The 18,295-nt window shown below is 66.8% G+C and carries 21 protein-coding genes; 7 read left to right on the forward strand and 14 right to left on the reverse strand.

Features of this window, described 5'->3' with window-relative positions; all coding sequences use genetic code 11:
- Positions 1-95: 95 nt before the first annotated feature.
- The 7 genes from ACFPQ5_RS21960 to ACFPQ5_RS21990 all read right to left on the reverse strand — a co-directional run bounded on the left by ACFPQ5_RS21960 (position 96) and on the right by ACFPQ5_RS21990 (position 7,508).
- Positions 96-2,801 (reverse strand): bifunctional diguanylate cyclase/phosphodiesterase, encoded by a 2,706-nt coding sequence (locus tag ACFPQ5_RS21960; protein ID WP_379760804.1) that lies wholly within the window; start codon positions 2,799-2,801, stop codon positions 96-98.
- Positions 2,802-2,811: 10 nt separating this feature from the next.
- A complete protein-coding gene (locus ACFPQ5_RS21965) occupies positions 2,812-3,243 on the reverse strand; it encodes a phosphate ABC transporter substrate-binding protein (RefSeq protein ID WP_379760806.1) in 432 nt (143 codons plus the stop codon).
- 9 nt (positions 3,244-3,252) lie between these two features.
- On the reverse strand, positions 3,253-4,503 hold the full coding sequence (locus ACFPQ5_RS21970) for a hypothetical protein (protein WP_379760808.1): 1,251 nt from the start codon (positions 4,501-4,503) through the stop codon (positions 3,253-3,255).
- A 150-nt stretch (positions 4,504-4,653) separates the two neighbouring features.
- Positions 4,654-5,370, reverse strand: coding sequence for an arsenical resistance protein ArsH (gene arsH, locus ACFPQ5_RS21975; RefSeq protein ID WP_379760810.1), 717 nt, complete (start codon positions 5,368-5,370; stop codon positions 4,654-4,656).
- Positions 5,371-5,380: 10 nt separating this feature from the next.
- Entirely contained in the window at positions 5,381-6,661 is a 1,281-nt protein-coding gene (locus tag ACFPQ5_RS21980) for an arsenic transporter (protein ID WP_379760812.1), read from the reverse strand.
- A gap of 7 nt (positions 6,662-6,668) precedes the next feature.
- Positions 6,669-7,157 carry an arsenate reductase ArsC gene (locus ACFPQ5_RS21985; protein ID WP_379760814.1) on the reverse strand — a complete coding sequence of 163 codons (489 nt, stop codon included), beginning with the start codon at positions 7,155-7,157 and terminating at the stop codon, positions 6,669-6,671.
- A gap of 12 nt (positions 7,158-7,169) precedes the next feature.
- Positions 7,170-7,508 carry an ArsR/SmtB family transcription factor gene (locus ACFPQ5_RS21990; RefSeq protein WP_379760816.1) on the reverse strand — a complete coding sequence of 113 codons (339 nt, stop codon included), beginning with the start codon at positions 7,506-7,508 and terminating at the stop codon, positions 7,170-7,172.
- Positions 7,509-7,650: 142 nt separating this feature from the next.
- On the opposite strand from ACFPQ5_RS21990, the gene ACFPQ5_RS21995 reads away from it, so the two are divergent.
- The 3 genes from ACFPQ5_RS21995 (at position 7,651) to ACFPQ5_RS22005 (ending at position 10,680) form a co-directional block, all read left to right on the forward strand.
- The gene (locus ACFPQ5_RS21995) at positions 7,651-7,962 is read left to right on the forward strand and encodes an ArsR/SmtB family transcription factor (RefSeq protein ID WP_379760818.1); all 312 of its coding nucleotides are present in this window, start codon (positions 7,651-7,653) and stop codon (positions 7,960-7,962) included.
- A 77-nt stretch (positions 7,963-8,039) separates the two neighbouring features.
- A complete protein-coding gene (locus ACFPQ5_RS22000; RefSeq protein ID WP_379760820.1) occupies positions 8,040-9,449 on the forward strand; it encodes an NAD(P)-binding domain-containing protein in 1,410 nt (469 codons plus the stop codon).
- Positions 9,450-9,465: 16 nt separating this feature from the next.
- Entirely contained in the window at positions 9,466-10,680 is a 1,215-nt protein-coding gene (locus tag ACFPQ5_RS22005) for an MFS transporter (protein ID WP_379760823.1), read from the forward strand.
- On the opposite strand, the gene ACFPQ5_RS22010 is transcribed toward ACFPQ5_RS22005, so the two are convergent.
- The 5 genes from ACFPQ5_RS22010 to ACFPQ5_RS22030 all read right to left on the reverse strand — a co-directional run bounded on the left by ACFPQ5_RS22010 (position 10,660) and on the right by ACFPQ5_RS22030 (position 13,886).
- On the reverse strand, positions 10,660-11,178 hold the full coding sequence (locus ACFPQ5_RS22010) for a YgjP-like metallopeptidase domain-containing protein (RefSeq protein ID WP_379760825.1): 519 nt from the start codon (positions 11,176-11,178) through the stop codon (positions 10,660-10,662). The two genes, ACFPQ5_RS22005 and ACFPQ5_RS22010, sit on opposite strands and share 21 nt — an antisense overlap.
- Positions 11,179-11,284: 106 nt before the next feature.
- Positions 11,285-11,638 (reverse strand): KGG domain-containing protein, encoded by a 354-nt coding sequence (locus ACFPQ5_RS22015; RefSeq protein ID WP_210736087.1) that lies wholly within the window; start codon positions 11,636-11,638, stop codon positions 11,285-11,287.
- Between the two features lie 122 nt (positions 11,639-11,760).
- Positions 11,761-12,312, reverse strand: a complete 552-nt coding sequence (locus tag ACFPQ5_RS22020) for a hemerythrin domain-containing protein (RefSeq protein ID WP_379760827.1) — start codon at positions 12,310-12,312, stop codon at positions 11,761-11,763.
- Positions 12,313-12,335: 23 nt separating this feature from the next.
- Complete coding sequence (locus ACFPQ5_RS22025; protein ID WP_379760829.1) at positions 12,336-12,746, reverse strand: hypothetical protein; 411 nt, start codon at positions 12,744-12,746, stop codon at positions 12,336-12,338.
- 114 nt (positions 12,747-12,860) lie between these two features.
- The gene (locus ACFPQ5_RS22030) at positions 12,861-13,886 is read right to left on the reverse strand and encodes an NADP-dependent oxidoreductase (protein ID WP_379760831.1); all 1,026 of its coding nucleotides are present in this window, start codon (positions 13,884-13,886) and stop codon (positions 12,861-12,863) included.
- A gap of 156 nt (positions 13,887-14,042) precedes the next feature.
- Between ACFPQ5_RS22030 and purU the strand changes: the two genes are divergently transcribed.
- Genes purU through ACFPQ5_RS22045 form a run of 3 tightly spaced genes read left to right on the forward strand, consistent with a single transcriptional unit; the run spans position 14,043 to position 15,962 of the window.
- On the forward strand, positions 14,043-14,912 hold the full coding sequence (gene purU, locus ACFPQ5_RS22035) for a formyltetrahydrofolate deformylase (protein ID WP_379761394.1): 870 nt from the start codon (positions 14,043-14,045) through the stop codon (positions 14,910-14,912).
- A 16-nt stretch (positions 14,913-14,928) separates the two neighbouring features.
- Positions 14,929-15,471: a YaeQ family protein gene (locus ACFPQ5_RS22040; RefSeq protein ID WP_379760833.1), complete on the forward strand. Its 543-nt coding sequence runs from the start codon at positions 14,929-14,931 to the stop codon at positions 15,469-15,471.
- Positions 15,472-15,503: 32 nt separating this feature from the next.
- Positions 15,504-15,962, forward strand: a complete 459-nt coding sequence (locus ACFPQ5_RS22045; protein WP_379760835.1) for a copper chaperone PCu(A)C — start codon at positions 15,504-15,506, stop codon at positions 15,960-15,962.
- Positions 15,963-16,011: 49 nt separating this feature from the next.
- Here the strand turns inward: ACFPQ5_RS22045 and ACFPQ5_RS22050 are convergent, their stop codons facing one another.
- Both ACFPQ5_RS22050 and ACFPQ5_RS22055 read right to left on the reverse strand, forming a co-directional pair.
- Positions 16,012-16,788, reverse strand: a complete 777-nt coding sequence (locus ACFPQ5_RS22050) for a head GIN domain-containing protein (RefSeq protein WP_379760837.1) — start codon at positions 16,786-16,788, stop codon at positions 16,012-16,014.
- Positions 16,789-16,906: 118 nt separating this feature from the next.
- Positions 16,907-17,449 carry an RNA 2'-phosphotransferase gene (locus ACFPQ5_RS22055; protein ID WP_379760839.1) on the reverse strand — a complete coding sequence of 181 codons (543 nt, stop codon included), beginning with the start codon at positions 17,447-17,449 and terminating at the stop codon, positions 16,907-16,909.
- 151 nt (positions 17,450-17,600) lie between these two features.
- Here ACFPQ5_RS22055 and ACFPQ5_RS22060 point away from each other — a divergent pair, with 151 nt between their 5' ends.
- Positions 17,601-18,074 (forward strand): DMT family transporter, encoded by a 474-nt coding sequence (locus ACFPQ5_RS22060; RefSeq protein WP_379760841.1) that lies wholly within the window; start codon positions 17,601-17,603, stop codon positions 18,072-18,074.
- Positions 18,075-18,295: the final 221 nt, after the last annotated feature.

Consider the following 18,295-nt stretch of genomic DNA (forward strand, 5'->3'; position numbering starts at 1 on the left):
CACTCCGTGCCCACGCGGTTACGGCGGCGAGATCATCGAGCACGACATCGGAGCCCGTACGTATCACCGCGTGGGCTCGGAGAGCCCACCCTACGTTATGCGACGGCTAACTCAAGCTCCAAGGCATACGCCTCCAGCATATCCACGATCGCATCGGCCGCAACCGGCTTGCTGAACAAGTAGCCCTGCATCTCGTCGCACTCGTTCTCGCGCAGGAAGGCGCGCTGCTGCTCCGTCTCCACCCCCTCGGCGATCACGCGCAGGTTCAGCTTGTGACCCAGCGAGATCACCGCCATCGCGATCGCCTGGTCGTCCGGATTCTCGGCCAGCTCGCTCACGAATGACTTGTCGATCTTCAGCCGGCTGATCGGGAAGGTCTTCAGCGACGACAGGCTGGAGTAACCCGTGCCGAAGTCGTCGATCGACAGCGACACGCCCATCGCTTCCAGCTCGCGCATCTTGGCCACCGACTTCGCCAGGTCGCGCATGATCAGGCTTTCCGTGACTTCCAGTTCCAGCAGTTCCGGCGCCAGGCGGCTGTCGCGCAGGGCGGCGGCCACGCGCTCGACCAGGCGCGCTTCTTCGAACTGGCGCGCCGAGACGTTCACCGACATCGTCACCGGCGGCAGGCCGGCGTCGACCCAGGCGCGCGCCTGGCGGCAGGCTTCGCGGATCACCCAGTCGCCGATCTCGACGATCAGGCCGCTCTCTTCGGCGAGACCGATGAAGCGCTGCGGCGGCACCATGCCGTGTTTCGGATGCTGCCAGCGGATCAGCGCTTCCACGCCGAACAGGCGGCCGGTGCGCAGGTCGACCTTCGGCTGGTACAGCAGGCGGAAGCCGTTATCCTGCGCGCCTTCGAAGGTCGCCTGCACGGCATTCCTCAGGCCGTCCAGCAGGACCAGCTTTTCCTCGACGCTGGCGTTCATCTCGCGCGCATAGAACTGGACGTTGTTGCTGCCCAGGTCCTTGGCGCGGTACATCGCGGCGTCGGCGTTCATCAGGAGAGCGCTGGCGTCGGCGCCGTCGCGCGGGTACATCACCACGCCCATGCTGCAGCTGACCTGCACGGTCTGCCCGGAGACTTCGATTTCCTCGGTCACGGCCAGGCGGATCTTTTCCAGCAGCGGCGCCAGCGACTGCGGGTCGTGGCCCTGGTCCGGCAGCAGGATCACGAATTCGTCGCCGCCGAAACGGGCCAGCGTGTCGTTGCGGCGCAGGCAGGCGCCCATGCGGCGGCTGACCACGCGCAGCAGCTCGTCGCCGGCCTTGTGGCCCAGGCCGTCGTTGACCAGCTTGAAGCCGTCCAGGTCGACGAACGCCAGCGCCACCGCGCTGCCCTGGCGCGCGGCGTTGCGGATCGCCGCCTCGATCCGGTTGTGCATCAGGTTCCGGTTCGGCAGGCCGGTCAGCTCGTCGTGGTGCGCCATGTGGAAGATGCGTTCCTCGACCTGCTTGCGCTCGGTGATGTCGCGCACGATGACGACCACGCCGTCTTCGACCGCCACCACCTGGCGGTGCAGCCAGCGGCCCTTCGCTTCGCGCGAGGAGGCCTGCCATTCGCCTTCGCGCGGCTGGCCGTCCAGCACGACGCGCGCCAGGTCGTCGAAGATGCCGTTGGCGCGGTAGTGCGGCAGCATGTCGCACAGGAGCATGCCCTGCATCTGGGCGCGCGGCAGGCCGATGATGCCCTCGGCGCGCGAGTTGGTCGCCTCCACCACGAAGTCGGCCACGGTGCCGCCCTGGCCGCGCACGGCGCGCAGCACGAAGAAGGCGTCCAGGCTGCCCTCGGAGGCGGCCGCGTAGGTTTCCTGGGCGCGGCGCGCGCGCCGGCGCACGCGCGCCAGCTGCCATGCCCAGCCCGAGATAACGGCGACCACCAGCAGCAGCAGGGCGGTGGCGCCGCTGGCCGCGGCCAGGTAGGTGTGGCGTTTCTCGTTGAAGGGCGCGAACTGCTCCTCCTTCGACAGGCCGACCACGATCGCCAGCGGGAAGCCGTGCAGGCGCTGCACGCTGGTGTAGCGCAGCACGCCGTCCGGGCCCTTGTGCAGGGCGACGGCGCCGCCGACGGCGTTGCCCAGTTCGATGCGCTGGCCCCAGCTGACGCTGTCGCCGACGCGCAGCGCGCGCATCAGGCCGTCGACGCCTGCCAGGCCCAGCATGCCCTGTTCGCCGTCGCGCGAGCGCTCGTAGGCGCTGGTGAAGTAGGAAGGGTCGGCTTCCACGATGGCCACGCCCGCGAAATTGCCGGCGCGGTCGTTGATGCGGCGCGTGAAGTGCAGGTGCGGTTCGGCCTTGGCGCTGTCGCTCATGGTCGCGCTGACGAAAGGCAGGCCGAGGTCGTTGTTGCGGTGGTACAGGTAGAAGGCGGTGCCGGAGACGTCGTGCGTGCCTTCGTCCGGATTGCTGTCGACAATGCGGCCGTCGCGGTCGGCGATCGCCACCACGAACACCAGGCCGGGCGGCAGCAGGCCCTGTTCGCGCAGGGCGGGCAGGGCGCCGTTCGCGCCGTTCAGTTCGACCGCATACTTGAGGACCTTCAGGGTCTGGTCGATGCCGTTCAGGCTGCGCGCCATTTGCGCTTCATAGGTTTCGACGCGTTCGAGCGTGGCCGCTTCGACCGCGGCGGCGGCCGCGGCGCGGTCGGTGTCGATCACGCGCAGGGTCAGGACCCACAGGCCGATCACGAGCAGGCCCGCGAACAGGGGCAGCGAGATGTGGGTGTCGAGGCCGCGTCCGAGCCAGCGCGCCAGGCGCGAGCCGCGCGAACGGCGTTCGTCAAGGGAGGATGGAGAAGTCATGCAGGTCCTCTCAATGCACCAGCAGCACGGGCCGCACCGTCGGGTCGAGCGCCTCGCGTCCGATGTAGCCGATCAGGTTCGGGTCGTCCGCCACCGCCTTGCGCACGGCGGCGCTGCCGGCCAGTTCGCGCGGCGGCTGGCCGCGTCCTGTGAATACCATCTTCGACCAGTGCGCCTTCAGCAGCGCCGGGGTCTTGCCGGTGACGCGCGTGTAGAACTGGTCGCGTACCTCCGATCCGATCGGCTGGTCGAGCGCGGTCGCCACCGCGCCGTTCGGAAAGCGCGCGGTCTGGCCAAGGAAGATGGCCGCTACCTGCTCGGGCCGCAGGGACTCGATCTGGCTGCGCGCCGAGACCACGACCACCAGGTCGTCGGCCTGCGCCAGCGTGGCGCAGCAGGCAAGGAGAAGTGCTGTGAACAGCCGTGTGCTTCGTAGTCGCATGCCGCCCCCTCAGAAAACGAAGTCGAGGGCGGCGCTGGTGACATGCGCCGTGTGGCCGGACTGGTAGTCGGGCACCGAATTGATGAACATGCCGCGCGAGCCGCTGCGCGTGGTGACGCGTTCGTGCTGCAGCTTGAGCGCGAGGTTCGAGGCGAGGTCCCAGCGCAGGCCGGCGCTCAGTGTCGACTGCGAGGGCACGGCGCGCATCATCGCCGCCAGGCCGGTGTTGACCACGCTGCCGGCGGCCGCATACGGCCGGGGCAGGCCGGCCAGCGTCAGCGAGGTCGGTCCTGGCGGCAGCTGGCCCCAGACCCGTGCAAAGCCGGCATAGGGCGTCAGGTTGGCGTGGCGCCAGCCGCCGCTGAGGTAGGCCGAGCGCGTGCTGCCGAGATAGCCGTCGACCTTGCTGCGGCCCGCTTCGCCCATCACGAACCACTGGCCCGGATCGTAGTTCAGGCCGATGCTCAAGGCCGAGGCGCGCTTGTCCTGCACGCGCAGGCGGCGCGCGATGTCCCGGCCCTGGGCGCCGAAACTATCGAGCGCGTCGAACAGTTCGGGGAACAGGCTGAGCGACAGGCGCGTCGTGATCACCGACGCGCGGGCGCTGAAATCGCCCTGCTCGACCGTGTGCGAGAGGCCGGCGATGCCGCGTCCGCGCAGGCGCGCGCCGTCGTACAGCGGGGTATTGGTGCGGCCGTACAGGACCTGGGTCGTGCTGCGCATCGACTCGCCGTTCCAGCGCCAGCTGATGTCGGCGCCGTCGCTGCTGCCGAGCGGGAGCACGCCGTAGACTTCCATCGGCGTACGAATCCAGGGGTAGGCGTAGCCGACCTTGCGGTAGTCGGCGGCGATGAACATCGGCAGCGCGATGCGGCCGATGCGCAGGGCCAGCTCCGGCGTCACCTGGTATTTGATGTTGGCCCATTCCACGCGCGGCTCGTAGCTGTAGTCGAGGCGCTGCTCGGTGACCACCTGCAGCACGGCCGACCATTTCGCATCGTAGGTGTAGTCGACCTGGCCGCCCAGTCTGGTATCGACGTGGCGGCTCCAGTCGTCGGTGCGTCCGGCGCCGCTGCCCTTCATGATGGAGGCGACGAAATCGGCCTGGCGCTCGTCGGAATGCACGGCGCCGACCGTGCCGAAGCCGGAGAATTTCCAGGTCGGGTCGGTCGTTTCGGCGCAGGCTGGGACAGCGAGCAGGAGCAGGGCAGCGCCGGCACAGGCGGCGGGCAGGGTGATGGCAGTGGATGGGGAAAACATGGGATCGCTCTCAACGGCATGCATGCGCACGCATGAGTCGGACTGTAAGCGAGCGGTACCCGGAAAGTCGATATATTTACGATTGGAAACGAATTTGAAGACCGTAAGCGTTGTGACGCGGCAACGAAGCTTGTTTTACAATCAACCGAATCAAATGTTGGTCAACTGCCGGTCGATGGCCTTGCGCGCCCGCTCGTTACGCTCGCTGTAGCGGTCGGTGAGGTAATCGCTGCGGCCGCGCATGAGCAGCGTGAATTTCACGAGTTCCTCCATCACGTCGACCACGCGATCGTAGTAGTTCGACGCACGCATGCGTCCGTCCTCGTCGAACTCCTTGTAGGCCATCGGCACCGAGGACTGGTTCGGGATCGTGAACATGCGCATCCAGCGTCCCAGCAGGCGCAGGGTGTTGACGACGTTGAAGGATTGCGAGCCGCCGCAGACCTGCATCACGGCCAGGGTGCGCCCCTGGCTCGGGCGGATCGCCCCCATCTCCAGCGGAATCCAGTCGATCTGGTTCTTCATCACGGCGGTGACCGCGCCGTGGCGCTCGGGGCTGCACCAGACCTGGCCCTCGGACCACAGGCACAGCGCGCGCAGCTCGGCGACTTTCGGGTGCGTCTCCGACACGCTGCCCGCCATCGGCAGTTCCATCGGATCGTAGATGCGTACCTCGGCGCCGAAATGCTCGAGGATGCGCGCGGCTTCGTATGTGAGGAAGCGGCTGAAGGAGCGCTCGCGCAAGGAGCCGTAGAGCAGCAGGATGCGCGGCGGGTGGGTCATGTCTCCGGCGGGTGCGAGCTTGTCGATGGTCGGGATGTCGACGAGTTCCGGCTGGAGGTTCGGCAGATTCGGGATGGCAGTCATGGGCATCCTTTCAGGCGAGGCGCAGGGCCAGCGCGCACAGGGTGAGGAAGAGGATCGGCAGGGTCAGCACGATCCCGACGCGGAAATAATACGACCAGGAGATGCGGATGCCTTTCGCGGCCAGCACGTGCAGCCAGAGCAGGGTGGCGAGGCTGCCGATCGGCGTGATTTTCGGCCCGAGGTCGGCGCCGATCACGTTGGCGTAGACCATCGCTTCGCGCACGGCGCCGGAGGTGGCCGTGGCATCGATCGCGAGCGCGCCCACAAGCACGGTCGGCATGTTGTTCATGAGCGAGGACAGGACGGCCGTGACGAAGCCGGTGCCGAGCGCGGCGCCCCAGACGCCATGGCGGGCGCACCCCTCGAACAGCACGGACAGGTAGTGGAGCAGGCCGGCATTGCGCAGGCCGTACACCACCAGGTACATGCCCAGCGAGAAGACGACGACTTGCCAGGGCGCGCCGCGCAGCACCTCGCGCGTGGAGATCCGGTGTCCGCGCGCCGCGACCGCGAGCAGCAGCAGTGCACCCGCCGCGGCGACGAGGCTGATCGGGATCCCGGCCTCGTCCAGCCAGAAGAAACCGGCCAGCAGCAGCCCCAGCACCCACCAGCCGGCGACGAAGGTAGCGCGGTCGTGGATCGCTTCGTTCGGACGCCTCAATTGCGTCAGGTCGTAGTTTGCCGGGATGTCCTTGCGGAAGAACCAGGCCAGCGCCGCCAGCGTGGCCGCCACCGACACCAGGTTCACCGGCACCATCACCGCCGCATAGCGCGCGAAGCCGATGCCGAAATAATCGCTCGAGACGATGTTCACCAGGTTCGATACCACCAGCGGCAGGCTGGCGGTATCGGCGATGAAGCCGGCCGCCATCACGAAGGCAAGGGTGGCGCGCGCCGGAAAGCGCAGCGCGGCCAGCATTGCGATCACGATCGGCGTGAGGATCAGCGCCGCGCCGTCGTTGGCGAACAGCGCGGCGACGGCAGCGCCGAGCAGCACCAGCAGCACGAACAGGCGGCGGCCGTTACCGCGGCCCCAGCGCGCCACGTGCAGGGCGGCCCATTCGAAGAAGCCGGCCCTGTCGAGCAGCAGGCTGATGACGATCACGGCGACGAAGGCGCCGGTCGCGTTCCAGACGATGTGCCAGACCACCGGGATGTCGGCGACATCGATGACGCCCATGAGCAGGGCCGCCGCGGCGCCGGCGGACGCGCTCCAGCCAATGCCGAGGCCGCGCGGCTGCCAGATCACGAGCCCGAGGGTCGCGAGGAAGATCAGGGAAGCGGTCAGCACGGAATCGTCACGCCTGGGCGGGCAGCAGCGTGCCGATGCGATCCAGCTCGGCCTTCAGGCGCGCGCGGTCGTTCTTCAGCTCGTCCAGCGGCAGGGCGAGAAAGGCCTGCGTCCGCGCCAGGATGATGGCGTAGGTGCGCGCGAAGGCGGCCTCGATCTCCTCCTCGGTCCCATGCACGTGGCTCGGATCATCGAGACCCCAATGGGTGCGCAGCACCGGTCCGAGATAGGCGGGGCAGGTTTCGCCGGCGGCACTTGAACAGACGGTGACGACGATGTCCGGCACGGCGGGCAGGGCGTCCCACGATTTGCTGTAATAGCCCTCGGTCGAGATACCCTTGTCGTGCAGGAGCGCCACGGCGCGCGGGTGCAGCCAGCCGGTTGGCTGGCTGCCGGCGCTCATCGCGTGCAGGCCTGGCGGCGCCAGGTGCTTGAAGACGCCTTCGCTGAGGACGGAACGGCAGGAGTTGCCGGTGCAGAGAAACAGGATGTGCATGGCGGTGGTCTTTTAATCCGATTGTTTTCCGGGGGCGCAGGCGTTTGGCGCGGATGCTACGCAGGGCACTCCGCCGCAGCAGTTCTCGGTCAGGAAACCGACCAATCCGTTCATCGCTTCCACGTTGGCGGAATAGATCACGAAGCGTCCGTCCTGCCTGGCATCGAGCAGCTTCGCATGCGACAGTTCCTTCAGGTGGAAGGAAAGGGAGGACGGGGCGATGTCGAGTTGTTCGGCGATCCGGCTTGCGGCCATGCCGGCCGGGCCGACCTGGACCAGCAGCCGAAACACCGCAAGCCGGCTTTCCTGTGCCAGGGCGGCAAGTGCGGCTAGTGCGGATCTGGTATCCATCGCGTGCTCCAGTGATGATTCGAAAAAGGTAAGCGATTATAGAAGATTTGTTCGACAATTCAAATATTATCGAATTATCTTGACAGCTCGATGACATGGCGTTTACTCTTTGTTCGTAAATTGACGAATAGCGAACGCAACCATGACCACCTGCTGTAAACCTGAGAGCGGCGCCGCTGCGCCACAAGTCGACGCCGAGCAATTCGCGCTGATGTGCAAGGCGCTGGGCCACCCGGCGCGCGTCCAGCTGCTGAACTACCTGTCCTCCTATGGCGCCTGCTATTTCGGTAGCCTGGCCGACGTCCTCCCGCTGGCGGCGTCGACGATTTCGCAGCATGTCAGCGTGCTCAAGCAGGCGGGCCTGATTAGCGGCTCTTCCGATGAGCAGCGCGTCTGCTATTGCGTGAACTTGGAGCGCCTCGCTTTATTCAAGCGCATGGTCGCCAGCCTCTAAAAATTTTTTGCCAGTTTATTCGTAATTCTACGAATAACGAAACAGTCCATAAACCTGCAGCTAATCTGGGAGACACCATGAATGACAGCCTCGACACCACGCTACCCATCGCCATCCTTGGCGCGGGCCCTGTCGGCCTCGCCGCCGCCGCGCACGTCGCCGCACGCGGGCTGACGCCGCTCATACTGGAGGCGGGCGCCCTGGTCGGCGCCAACCTGGAGAGTTATCGCCACGTGCGCCTGTTCTCGCCCTGGCAGTACAACGTCGATCGCGCGGCGCGCGGGCTGCTCGAGGCGGCTGGCTGGCGCATGCCGGCGCCCGACAGCCTGCCGACGGCCGGCGAACTGGTCGACGGCTACCTGCGGCCGCTGGCGGCCTTGCCTGTCCTTGCTGCGCAACTGAAGCTGGGCCAGCGCGTCGTCGCAATCACGCGCGCCGGCTTCGACAAGGTCAAGACCCGTGGACGTGAGCGGGCGCCTTTCGTGATCCGTGTCCGCACGGAGGAAGGAGAGCGCGACTATCTCGCCAGCGCCGTGATCGATGCGACCGGCACCTGGTCGCAGCCCAATCCGCTGGGTGCGCACGGCGTGCCGGCGCAGGGCGAGGCAGCACTGGGCGCGCGCATCTTTTATGGCATGCCGGACGTGCTGGGTAGGGAGCGCGCGCGCTATGCCGGCAAGCGGGTGCTGGTCGTGGGAGCGGGACACTCGGCGGCGGGAACCTTGCTTGCACTGGCTCAGCTCGCCGACGAGGTGCCGGGCACGCAGCTGGTCTGGGCCATTCGCGGCCAGCCGGGCGCGAAGCTGTTCGGCGGCGGCGAGGCCGACGGCCTGGCGGCGCGCGGGCTGCTGGGCATGCGCCTGCAGGCACTGCAACAGTCCGGACGGCTCGAATTGCGTCAGTCGTTCCGTATCCGCTCACTGGCCGACAATGGCGGCGTCATCACTGTGTACGACGACGCAGGTGCGGCGCCGATCGAGGAGATTGCCGAGGTCATTGCCGCCACCGGCGCGCGCCCGGACCTCGAACTGACCCGCGAACTGCGGGTGCGTCACGATCCCTGGCTCGAAAGCACCGACCTGCTGGCGCCGCTGATCGATCCGAACGAACACAGCTGTGGCACGGTGCGGCCACACGGCCACCGCGAGCTGGCCCATCCGGAACCCGGCTATTATGCCGTGGGCGCCAAGAGCTACGGCCGGGCACCGAACTTCCTGATGGCGACCGGGTATGAGCAGGTGCGCTCGGTGGTGGCGGCGCTGGCCGGCGACCTGGCGGCCGCCGACGACGTCCAGCTGGAGCTGCCGGAGACCGGCGTCTGCAGCACGCGCCAGGCCTACGACGACACGCCGGCGGCGGGCTGCTGCGGCGGACCGGCGCCGGCCGCGGCGCCAGGCTGCTGCGCGGCGGATGCGCAGGCCAGCGCAGAAGGGAAGGGCGGCTGCGGCTGCGCGGCGGCGGCACCAGCGGCGCGCTGCGGCGCCTGAACCGGACGAGGCCCCCATGAAAGCACAGTGGCGCACCATCGGCATCCTGGCCCCCACCCAGATCATCTCCTGGGGTTCGCTGTACTACGCGTTCAGCATCCTCGGTCCGCGCATCCGTGAGGAAATGGGCTGGGGTACAGAGCTCGTCTTCGGCGCGTATTCTTGGAGCCTGCTGGTGGCAGGCCTGGCGGCGACGCCGGTAGGTATCCTGCTCGACCGCCACGGCGGCCGGCGCATCATGGGCGCGGGCTCGGTCCTGTGCGGGATCGGCCTGATCGCGCTGGGCGCAGGCCGCACGCCGCTCGCCTACCTGAGCGCGTGGACCGCCCTCGGCCTGGCCATGGGGATGACGCTGTACGAAGCCGCCTTCGCGACCATCAACCGCCGCTACGCGGGCGAAGGGCGCCAAGTGATCTCGACGCTGACGCTGTTTGCGGGCTTTGCCAGCACGCTGTTCTGGCCTCTGACCCAGGCCCTCGATGCCACATGGGGCTGGCGCGCCACGTATTTCTGGTACGCGGCGTTGCAGTTTCTGGTCTGCCTGCCGCTGCACCTGCTGCTTGGCGGCGACACTGTCCGTCCCGCAGTTGCGCCGCGCCTGGGGAATCGCAGCCATACCCTGGCCGAGGCGCTGCGGCATCCGGCATTCTGGAAACTGACGGCGGCGTTCGCAGCCCACACCCTCGTCTTCGCGGTTCTGTCGGTGCACCTGATCCCGCTGCTGCAGGGCCTCGGGCACAGCGCGCGGCTGGCCGTGCTGATGTCGATGCTGATCGGTCCGATGCAAGTGGCAGGACGTGTGCTGGAACGCACCGTGGGGCGTGCCGCGGCGCCCGAATTGGTGGGCAAATATTGTTTTGCCGCGCTGCCGGCGGCGCTTGCGAGCGTCCTCCTGTTCGGCACCCAGGCCTGGGCGATCGCCGGTTTCTGCATCCTTTACGGACTGAGCAATGGTGTGCTGACCATCGTGCGCGGGACCTTGCCGCAAGCCTTGTTCGGCAGCGCCAATTATGGGGCAATATCCGGGGCCATGGCCGGCCCCTCGCTGGTTGCCAAGGCTGCGGGCCCCGTCGTCGGCGCAATGCTGCTGGCCCGGCATGGCACACCGGAGCTGGTGCTAGTGCTGCTGTTCGCGGCGGCAGCAGTCTCGGTATGCTTTTATTTCGCCGCAGTCCGTGCGCAGCCGGCCATCAACGGGAAGCGCCCCGCCTCAGGCGCCCTCGACCCATAGCCGCTCGCCGGTCTGCTCCATGTGAGTCAGGTAGAGCCGCAAATCCAGTTCGAACTGGTGATACTGCGGCTCCATCCAGCAGCACAATTTGTAGAAGGCCTTGTCGTGCTGCTTTTCCTTCAGGTGCGCCAGTTCGTGCACGGCGATCATGCGCAGGAATTCCAGCGGGGCGTCGCGGAACACGCTGGCGATGCGGATCTCGTGCTTGGCTTTCAGCTTGCTGCCCTGCACGCGCGAGATCGCGGTGTGCAGGCCGAGGGCGTGCTGCACGACGTGGATCTTGCTGTCGTAGGCGACCTTCGCCACCGGGTCGGCGTTGCGCAGGTAGTCCATTTTGAGGTCTTGCACGTAGTCGTACAGGGCGCGGTCGGTGCGCAGGCCGTGCGGGTTCGGGTAGCGCGAACGGAGCAGGGTGCCCAGGCGCCCCTGTTCGAGCAGGGTGGCCGCCTGCTGGCGCAGCGGCTCGGGATAGGCGGTGAGATAGCGGAGTGCGGACATGGGGCGCGAATGTACCACAGCGGCGCCGCCGGCGCAGTGGGGGCGGCCGATCGAAAAAAAACGGGACGGAAGATCCGCCCCGTTGCAGGCAACTGCCGGACGCGGATTATTCTTCCTTCCCGCCCTGGCGGTTGCCGCCGCTCTTGGCCGCCGCCGCGCGGCTGGCCGACTGGCGGCTCTCGCCCCCCTTGCGGCCGATATCGGCCATGTGTGCACGGTTGCGGCTTACCGCCTCCCCGCCTTTCTGCCCCGCGCGGCGCGCTTCCTCGGAATCGAATTCGTGCGCCGTGCCTTTCTGGTGGGCTGCCTGGCCGCCCTTGCTGGCGATCTCGCGTTGCTGGTTCTGGTCCATCGCCGCAAAGCCGCGTTTGGCCGGACCGCTGCCGCTGCCGCTCCCACTCTTTTGCGCGCTGCCGCCGGAGCTGCTCGCGCTCTTGCCGCTCTCCTTGCTTGTCGCCATGTCGTTCTCCTGGTTGCCCTGCAGTGAAAGGGAAGTGATCGCAGCATTGCCGCGCTCGTGCGGTTAGAGACACCGCTACCGCGATAGTTCCCCTCGCTTTGGGCACCGGACTGCCGTGCTGCTCAATCCGGCGCCCGCGGCGGCGTACGCCGCCCCTCGTGCGGCTCGGCGCCGTCGATGGCGAGGGGCGGCGCGGCCAGGTCGTCGTCGAGCTGGGCGCGGCGCAGCGCCAGCCGGTGTCCGAGTTCGACCAGGTCCACGTTCGCTGCGCGCGCCTGTTCGAAGATCTCGCTTTCTTCCAGCGCGATGTGGTGCGCGATTTCCTCGGCCAGCACGGCCAGCGTGGCGTCGAAGTGCTCGTCGCCCGGATACATGACTTCGAGCTGGCTGATCAGTTCGCGCGCGCCTGCATGCTCGAGCTCGGCGTCGTCGTACAGCTCGTCGTCGCCGCTGGCGGCGCGCAGCGCGGGATAGAACAGCTCTTCCTCGAGCATGGTGTGGGTGACGAGCGCGTCGCACAGCTCGTCGACCAGTTCGGCCATCATTTCTTCCGCGTCTTCCAGGCCGTGCAGGCCGGCGCAGCGCGCGAACAGCTGGCGCACGTGCTCGTGCTCGGCGCGCAGCAGCGCGAGCGCGTCCGTGATCCCTTCCTGGTGATTGCCGGTCGATGCCATGACTCCTCCTCGGTGTGAATGGATCAGGTGGGGTTGTGCGCGGCGCCGACGTCCTCGGCGCCGGTGGCGCGGCGGGCCGCCTGCCAGCCGCCGTCGTTGGCGTCGTGGGCGAGGGTGGCGCCGCTGGAGGCAAGCACGCTCATCAGCAAGGATTGCCAGCTGCGCAGGTGCTCGGCCGCGGGCTGGGTTTCGCGCAGGGCGACTGAGCCCATCTGTAGCGGATCGTTGCAGGCCAGCAGTGCGCGCCCGATGCGGATGCCGTCGTCGACGACCTGGCGCATCAAGAGAATGATGCGGCGCACGTTCAGTTCGCCGAGCTGGCGGGCGGTATCGAAGGCGTGGTGCGACACCTGGTCCAGGAAATCGGCCTGGGCGCCGAATTGGGCGCGCAGGTCGGGTAGGGAAGCGGAATCGAAGGAGAAGCGGGCGGTCATGGAATCCTCGACGAAAACGGTAAAGTGTCAGTAGACGCCGCAGGACCGCAGGAGTTCAGCCAAGCCGCTTGCGCCAAGATTTGGCGCAAGCGGCGAGTCCTGTTCACGCATTTTTCAGGCGTCGGCCACCTTCAGCACCAGCTTGCCGAGGTTCTCGCCCTTGAACAACATGTTCAGCGTGGACGGGAAGGTCTCGAAGCCCTCGACGATATGTTCGCGGTTCTTGAAACTGCCTTCCTTCATCCAGCGCGCCAGCGTCGCCACACCTTCAGGATAGCGGGCCGCATAGTCCGTTACAAGCATGCCTTCCATGCGCGCGCGGTTCACCAGCAGGGCCAGGTAGTTGGCCGGGCCCTTCACCGCTTCGGTCGCGTTGTACTGCGAGATCGCGCCGCAGATGACGATGCGCGCCTTCATGTTGATGCGGGTGAGCACCGCATCCAGGATCTCGCCGCCGACATTGTCGAAATACACGTCCACGCCCTGCGGGCAATGCTGCTTCAAGCCGGCGTGCACGGGGCCGGCCTTGTAGTCGATGCAGGCGTCGAAGCCGAGCTCCTCGACCACGAAGCGGCACTTGTCTTCACCGCCGGCAATGCCGACCACGCGGCACCCAAGGTGTTTCGCCACTTGCCCCACCGTCATCCCGACCGCGCCGGCCGCGCCCGACACCACGACCGTCTCGCCGGCCTTGGGCTGGCCCACCTCGATCAGGCCGAAATAGGCCGTCATGCCCGGCATGCCGAGGGCGTTGAGCCAGGCCGGCAGCGGCGCGATGGCAGGATCGACCTGGGCCAGCATGGCGCCCTTGTCCTCAGCCGGGCCCTGCCAGTAGCGCTGCACGCCCATCACGCCCATCACGTGGGCGCCGACGGCGAACTTCGGCGACTTCGATTCGACCACCACGCCGACGCCGCCCGCGCGCATGACTTCGCCGATCGCGACCGGACGCACGTAGGAACGCGCATCGTTCATCCAGCCGCGCATCGCCGGGTCGAGCGAGATGTAGAGGATCTTGACGCGCACTTCGCCGTCGGCGAGCTCGGCCAGGGCAGGCGTGGCGCGCTGCCAGTCGCTGTCCTTGGGCATGCCGACCGGACGGGCGGCGAGCAGGAATTGGTCGTTGGTGGCTTGCGTCATGGAGGTCTCCTCAAGTTGTTATGAGCCGCTTACTCTACCCGAAAAAGGACGGTCGTGCGCTTTTTCTGGAGATGCTTTCTGCATGACTGCCTTACAACGGTTTTCCGAATGCATGCGACAATGGCCGAGACTCCCATCACTCCTCCCGCCCCTACCATGACGCATCCGGAATACATCCTGACCCTGTCCTGCCATGACCAGCGCGGCATCGTGCTGCGCGTGGCCGGATTCCTGGCCGAGCATGGCTGCAACATCATCGATTCGGCCCAGTTCGGCGATCCGGAATCGCAGCTGTTCTTCATGCGCGTGCATTTCGCGCTGGAAGATGCGGGCGTGCTCGATGCCGACCTGCGCGGCGCCTTTGCCGCCCTGTGCGAAGCGAACGGCATGCGCGGCCAGCTGCACGACGCCCACGCCAAGCCGCGCGTCCTGATCATGGTCTCGAAGATCGGCCATTGCCTGAACGACCTGCTGTTCCGCTACAAGAGCGGCCTGCTGCCGGTCGAGATTCCGGCAATCGTCTCCAATCACATGGACTTCTACCAGCTGGCCGCGAGTTACAATATCCCGTTTCACCACTTGCCGCTGGCGACCGGCGCGCCGGAGGAAGCCAAGCTGGCGCAGGAAGCGCGCATCATCGAACTGCTCGACATGCACAAGATCGACCTGGTGGTGCTGGCGCGCTACATGCAGATCCTGTCGCCGGGTTTGTGTAATGCATTGCAGGGAAGGGCGATCAACATCCACCATTCCTTCCTGCCCAGCTTCAAGGGCGCGCGGCCGTATGCGCAGGCGCACACGCGCGGCGTCAAGCTGATCGGCGCCACGGCGCACTTCGTCACCGGCGAACTCGACGAAGGTCCGATCATCGAGCAGGACGTCGAGCGGGTCGACCACGCGATGACGATCGAGGAACTGACCGCGATCGGGCGCGACGTCGAGTGCGTGGTGCTGGCGCGCGCCGTCAAGTGGTTCGTGGAACACCGCATTTTGCAAAACGGCCACAGGACCGTGGTCTTCAAATAAAGGTTTTAACGCAGCAATGGCACTCAAAGCGACCATCTACAAGGCCGACCTCCAGATTGCGGACATGGACCGCAACTATTACGCGGAACACGGGCTCACCATCGCCCGTCACCCATCGGAAACCGACGAGCGCGTGATGATCCGCGTGCTCGCCTTTGCCCTGCACGCCAACGACGCGCTGGCCTTTACCAAGGGCCTGTTCGATACCGACGAGCCGGACCTGTGGCAGAAGGACCTCACCGGCGCGATCGACACCTGGATCGAAGTCGGCCAGCCCGACGACAAGCGCCTGTTAAAGGCCTGCGGCCGCGCCGAACACGTCTACGTGTATGCGTACAGTGCGACCAGCCACATCTGGTGGAAGGGCATTGCCAACAAGCTCGAGCGTGCGCGCAACCTCACCGTCATCAACATCCCGGCGGAAACCAGCGCGGCGCTGGAAAAGCTGGCCAAGCGTTCGATGCAGCTGCAGTGCACGATCCAGGACGGCCAGTTGTGGCTGACCGACAGCGTCGACACCGTGCTGGTCGAACGCGAGACCCTGAAGGCAGCGGCCTGAAGTATCATTTCTTTTTTTTCTGCGAATCCGCCATGAACCGACTTCTTCCCCTGCTGGCCGCGGCCCTGTTCTCGACCAGCGCGCTGGCGCAAGTGACTGTCCTCGAGCCCTGGGTGCGCGCCACCGTGCCCCAGCAAAAGGCGGCGGGCGCCTTCATGCGCGTGCAATCCGCGAGCGCCGCGCGCCTGGTCGGCGTCAGCACCCCCGCCGCGGGCCGCGCCGAGCTGCATGAAATGGCGATGGAAAACAACACGATGCGCATGCGCCAGGTCGATTCCATCGAACTCCCGGCCGGCAAGGCCGTGGACCTGGCCTCGGGCGGCTACCACGTGATGTTCTTCGACCTGAAGCGCCAGCTGAAGGAAGGGGAGACCGTGCCGGTGACGCTGGTGGTGGAAGACGCCGCGAAGAAGAAGAGCAGCGTGACGGTCGAGGCCAAGGTGCAGCCGATGGCCTATGTGGCGCCGAAGGCGGGCGGCCACCAGCATTAATGGTTGTGGGTGGCTGTTGTTGGGTGGGCATGCCCACCCAACAAAACCTTCAATTCGGCGCCGCACCCACGCGGCGTACGCCGCCCGAACCGACGGTCGACTTGCTGATCTGCGGGTCGCCGTAGTAATTCACGTCCCCCGAGCCGGCGATCGTCGCACTTAACTCGTTGCGGGGCCAGACCGTCGCTTCGCCCGAGCCGGCGATGGTCACGCTGGCGCTCTTCGCCTGCACCCGTCCGAGATCGACGTCGCCCGAGCCGCCGATCGAGACCGTCAGCTTGCCGATGTTGCCGCCGGACGCCTGCAGGTCGCCGCTGCCGCCCAGCGACACGGCCAGCATGTCGCTTTCGACTCCTTTCAGCCTGATCGACCCGGAGCCGCCCAGGTCGACGTCGAGCTTGCGTGCGCGCAGCGCGTCGGCGTCGATGCTGCCCGAGCCGCCCAGGGACAGGCGCTCGATCGAGCGGGCCTGGACCACGATGCGGATCGATTTCGACTGCAGGTTCAGGTTGCGCTTGTTCGGACGGATCTTCAGGGATCCGTTCTCGACCACGGTCTCGATCAGCGGCAGCAGGTTGTCGTCGGCCTCGATTGTGACGCCTTCGCTGTTGCCGATGCGCAGTTCCAGATGGCCCGGCAGACCCAGCGACAGGCCGTTGAAATTGCCCACCTGGCGCGCCTGCTTGACGACGCGTCCGCTGCCCTGCACCTGCTCGCCGCCCCAGTTCCAGGGCGCGGCGGCGACCTGGGCGGTGGCGGCCACGCCGGCGGCGATGCAGGCGGCGAGCAGGGTGCGGCGGGCGAAGCTCGAGAAGGTTTTGTTCATGGTCTTGTCCTCACGGTTGTCGATGCTGGAATGCTAGCCGCGCGCGGCGGCGTGCGCAGCGGGAATGCGACAGACTGCGCAGGAGCGCGACCAGGCTGCAAGCCGGAACGATAATCCCTCAGCGGCCGAGGTAGCGCGGCGGCACCGTATCCGTCAGCCAGACGCCGTTATCGGCCAGATAAAAGACGAAGCCATCCGCCGCCATGGCGGCCGCGTCGACGTGCAGCACGACCGGCACGCCATAGCGTGCCCCGACGCTTGCCGCCGTGGCCTGTTCCTGCGACAGGTGCACGTGGTGGCGCGATCCGGCGCGCAAGCCCTCGCGCATGATGGCGGCGACGAAGCGGCTCGCCGTGCCGTGGTACAGCAGCGGCGGCGGCGCCAGCGCGCGGTGCGAGAGCGCCACCGCCGCGGTCGAGTGACCCTGCACGGCGCGGATGCGCAAGCCGTCGCTCGATACGGCGAAGCGCCCCTTGTCGTTGGTGCGCACCACCTCGTCGAGCAGGGTGCGGTCGAGGCGGCGCCCATCCCGTGTCGCCGCGGCGATCAGCGCGTCGATGTCGGTCCAGCCTTCGCGGTCGAGGTCGATGCCGATGGCTTGCGGCTGGTGCCGCAGCACGAAACTGAGGAACTTGCTTGTCTCGACGATGCGCTTGCCCATCCTGCCGCTCCGCTTGTTTGCTGGTGGGCCGCATGATAGATGCAAAACAGGCTTGGCCGTCGCGCACGTTTCCCGTAATCCACCAGCCGCGCCCCACATCCACTACAATCTTGCCCTTTTTGTTTCCGGCTTTACCGGTAGGGAAGTAATCATGAACGCGATTTTATTCGCGCTGGCCTTTTGCGTCGGCATCTTCATTTCGGTGCAGGCGGCCGTCAACAGCCAGCTGGCCCACGCGCTGCACGCCAATTCGGTGGTGGCGGCCCTGATCTCCTTCAGCGTCGGCACCGTCGTGCTCGGCATCGCGGCTTTTGCCCGCGGCGGGGTGGGCGAGTCGCTCGGCCTGCTGACCCAGCAACCGCTGTGGAAGCTCACCGGCGGCATGCTGGGCGCGGCTTTCGTGTTCGGCACCGTGTTCCTGGCGCCGCGCATCGGCCTCCTGAACCTGGTGGTGCTGGTCATTGCAGGCCAGTTGCTGATGTCGATGGCGATCGATAATTTCGGCCTGGTGCAGATGGCGGTGCGCAAGGTGTCGGCGATCCGCATGGCCGGGGCGCTCGTCGTGGTGGCCGGTGTTGCATTGACGTTGTTCGGTGACCGGATTGTTGCAGCATTGGGACGGTAGAGCCTGCCCCAGCAGTCCGGAGTCTCTGCTGGCGCGCCTGACAAGCGAATGCTGCGTTGCTCGTCGTTGCATGGCCCAGCCATGCGGCCTCCTCGCGCCTTGCCTTCGCTTGCCTGGCATCGCCATCAGCTTCCCCCGGACTACTGTGGCAGGCTCTAAGAATTTCTCATCAGCAGCTGCAATTTCTAGCGGGCATGGTTTTATAATGGTCGGTATTGTCT

This window comes from Massilia suwonensis (assembly GCF_042655665.1).
Taxonomy (GTDB): domain Bacteria; phylum Pseudomonadota; class Gammaproteobacteria; order Burkholderiales; family Burkholderiaceae_D; genus Telluria; species Telluria suwonensis.